The organism is uncultured Kluyvera sp., from assembly GCF_902485085.1.
GTDB classification, from domain to species: domain Bacteria; phylum Pseudomonadota; class Gammaproteobacteria; order Enterobacterales; family Enterobacteriaceae; genus Kluyvera; species Kluyvera ascorbata.
Window position 1 is genome coordinate 1 of the sequence record NZ_CABTJS010000044.1, and the last position, 3,162, is coordinate 3,162.

Annotated in this window: 3 protein-coding genes and 1 pseudogene; 1 reads left to right on the plus strand and 3 read right to left on the minus strand. The window is 47.4% G+C overall.

Annotated elements, in window-relative coordinates; all coding sequences use genetic code 11:
- Both RDN66_RS06070 and RDN66_RS06075 read right to left on the minus strand, forming a co-directional pair.
- Nucleotides 1-173: pseudogene (locus RDN66_RS06070) on the minus strand (VOC family protein); the annotation flags it as partial.
- Between the two features lie 94 nt (nt 174-267).
- Nucleotides 268-711, minus strand: coding sequence for a PACE efflux transporter (locus RDN66_RS06075; protein WP_008503221.1), 444 nt, complete (start codon nt 709-711; stop codon nt 268-270).
- A gap of 288 nt (nt 712-999) precedes the next feature.
- On the opposite strand from RDN66_RS06075, the gene RDN66_RS06080 reads away from it, so the two are divergent.
- Complete coding sequence (locus RDN66_RS06080; protein ID WP_001567369.1) at nt 1,000-1,632, plus strand: hypothetical protein; 633 nt, start codon at nt 1,000-1,002, stop codon at nt 1,630-1,632.
- A 28-nt stretch (nt 1,633-1,660) separates the two neighbouring features.
- Here RDN66_RS06080 and RDN66_RS06085 read toward each other — a convergent pair whose 3' ends face one another.
- Nucleotides 1,661-3,064: an ISNCY-like element ISKpn21 family transposase gene (locus tag RDN66_RS06085; protein ID WP_001567368.1), complete on the minus strand. Its 1,404-nt coding sequence runs from the start codon at nt 3,062-3,064 to the stop codon at nt 1,661-1,663.
- Nucleotides 3,065-3,162 lie beyond the last annotated feature (98 nt).

The following is a 3,162-nucleotide window of genomic DNA, read 5'->3' on the forward strand; positions in this document are numbered from 1 at the left end:
GGTTTGTCATTTGTCTGGAAAAGGCAAAGCGAAACGTCGCCAGAGCTCATCTCAACACCATAATCCGGCGCGCCTTCATCGATGAGTTCGACACCAAGCGGACGAAGCGCCTCGAGGAAGAAGGCTTTACTTTTTTCATAATCGCTGACGCCAAATTTCACATGATCAAACATTATCGACTCCTTGAAAGCGATAGAGAAATGAAGAGTATAGAAGGTGGCAGGAGTCGAATATGAGCACAGGTGCGTCTATGTGACAGATATCTCGTTACATAGCAGACCGTTTCCGTCCAACAAATGTCCAGCGCAGGTAATCGTAAACCCAGTTAAACAGCATCGTGTACGGCAGGAAAAACAGTACCAAACCAATCTCAACAAAAAATGCCTCCGTCATCGTTAAATGCAGCATCACCATGGCCACAGGAATTAACGTGATGATAAGTCCGGCTTCGAAACAGGCCGCATGGAGCGCGCGGACGAGGAACGTTCTTTCAAACTGGTATTTTTTCTGAAGAGCGTCAAAGAATTTGTTAAACACAAAATTCCAGGCCGTGGCGGTAAGCGCGGATATCACGGACAGCGAACCAGACTGGAGTACCGACACGTTCATCAGCCAGGCAAGCGACAGCGCGATGATAATGTTGGCCGTGACTTCAAAAATGACCGCGTGGAAAATCCTTTCTCTAAAGCTTTTATCTAATTCAATTTCCATAAGTTTACGGCAGCAGTGGGCAAAGGCTGAAGTATATCAAACGTCTTTCAACCATGTGTAAACGTAGACGTTGGGTCGTGCGGGGCCTCGACACAAATCATGCTTGAAAAGGTGGCTTCACATGATTCAATGGACCAGGTCAATCATGACCGCAGAAATGCAGATTTTGCCTTGTCAAGGCTCAATTGAAATGTCCGTTATCCAGCTCAATTAAAATGACCACTTTGATCTCTCATTCTCTTTACTGATAGACTTTCCTCCGACTGAAACAACAGGATGATTGAGCCCATGCTTCGATACGAGTTAACGCCGAACAATGCAGGTTTTATACTGTGGGGAGATTCAGAAGCCCTGAATGAATTACATGAACTCATTCATTACATCGTGGATGAAAGCCCACTGATTAAAGTTAAAGACGGATTTATGTTATCCCTTGCCTATGATATTCGTAAAGCACGGGAAGGTAATCGTCGTGTTGAGCAACATCAGTATGATCAACATGATACATATAAGCTTTATGGTGTTGAGCTTTTATGGCCTCTGGTCCTGGTACAGTCCTCAATACTCAGAAACTCAATGGGTTATATTCAGACAGACAAAAACCAGCTGTCTGTCATGTATGCCTTTGAATACCTGATAGAATCAGCATTAACAGAGTCTGAGAGAACAACGTCGAATGATATTATGCTAACAGTAAAATATGCATCAGACTCTGATTTTAATTTCATTGAGGATAATATTGACAGCAGGTGCTGCTATTTTATCAGCCTATCTCCGGAGCAAAGAAAAAAGCAGTTAATCAGTATTGTTCGTTCTTTTCATTCATTATGGGGTAAGTATGCCCGTGAAAAGCAGGACATAAAGATGCTGAACGAAATGAATAATACATCATGGGTCTGGCCGGACAATATCAACTGGTGAGCAACCACTGTCCGGCCAGTGAGTACCATCAGCGGGCTCTTTTACCAAAAATGTCCTCTGAACGTGACTGAAGCTGTTTGAGTGCTTCGAGCATGTCATCATTATCCAGTGAGCGCTGGGATTTCTTCCCTTCCTGCTTTGGCCGTCGTCGGGAAGGGCCATCTCCAGCGGGAATTGACTGAGAGCGCGTGTTATCCCGCTTGCTCTGCACCAGACTGATAAACTCCAGGGTTCGGCCAAGACGCTTGTTATCGACAATCGCGCCCTGGTCGATTTCTGACAGTCGGTCGTAGGTAGAGTAGGGAAGTAGCGTACCGTTCAGGCGCAGCTCTTTTCTGCCATCAGGATAGTGATACACATCGATATATTTACCTATTGCACGGCGACTCAGTTCGCTGTCTTCAATCAGGTACAACATTTTATCATATTGTATCGTCAACGATTTTGAGACTTTACGTTTTTCACGAACAGTGAAAATAAGCCCCAGGTCCTCATCATGTTCTACAGCACGGTGTACGTCAAAATCATGTCGCGGTACTTTGCCAAAACGGCGGTTATAGTCAGCCATATAGGCCTCAGCGAAGTCATTTGCAGCCTCCATTGAACAAATGCCCTGTAACCGCAGCTCTTTGACCAGACGATCCTGTAAAGTGAGGTGAGCTCGTTCTACACGCCCTTTGGCGGGACTGGTTTCTGCACAGATAGTCTGGATGTTCAGTTCATGCATGGCTCGCCCAAACTGAGTATGCCCGTCTCCGCCTGTGGCGTGTTTATTGTTAACACGAAAAACACCGGCTTTATCGCTGTACAGTGCCAGCGGTTTACCATGCTTATCGATATAGCGCCGCGTGGCTTCGAAGTAAGAAAACGTGGACTCCGATTTAACAAACAACAGTTCCATCAGTTTGCTGGTTGCATCATCAACATAGACCAGCGCGGTGCAGGCCGGGCCACGGCCTTCAAACCAGTCGTGATCACAGCCATCTATTTGTATCAGCTCACCAGTACACGGACGCCGGTACCGTGGTTGAGGGATCCTTGCGGCACGTTGTTTACGGGGAACCCATAAGCCAGCCCGCACCATGATGCGCCGGACAGTTTCTTTGCCAAGAAACAGTCCGTGGAGTTCTTCGAGCTTTTCACGCGCCAGAGTCGGACCGAAATCAGCATAACGCGTCTTGATCAGTTCCAGAGCCTGATCTGCGAGCCCGGGTGGCAACTGGCGGTTACCACGCATGCCACATCGTCTGCTGGCCATACCAAGCGGTCCGCCTTCACGGTAACGGGCAAGAAGTCTGCGGCATTGCCTGTCGCTGATACCGAGGTGCTCGGCCGCACGGCGCGTTGTGATGCGACGTTCAATGACGTCCTGTATAATCTTGATCCGGTTGATCTCTTTCAAAGTAAACACTCCTGAGCTTTCTGCGCTCATGATATGCCTCCCGGTAGTTTAAACGGACCAGTGAAGCTTACCATAGCGCGGACATCTGAATTGAGCCACAGGCGGACATTACTATTGAGCCATTACAA

Bases quoted from the DNA above. Each gene is read 5' to 3' on its own strand.
- RDN66_RS06075 (WP_008503221.1), bottom strand. From the start codon at position 711: ATGGAAATTGAATTAGATAAAAGCTTTAGAGAAAGGATTTTCCACGCG.
- RDN66_RS06085 (WP_001567368.1), bottom strand. From the start codon at position 3,064: ATGAGCGCAGAAAGCTCAGGAGTGTTTACTTTGAAAGAGATCAACCGG.
- RDN66_RS06080 (WP_001567369.1), top strand. From the start codon at position 1,000: ATGCTTCGATACGAGTTAACGCCGAACAATGCAGGTTTTATACTGTGG.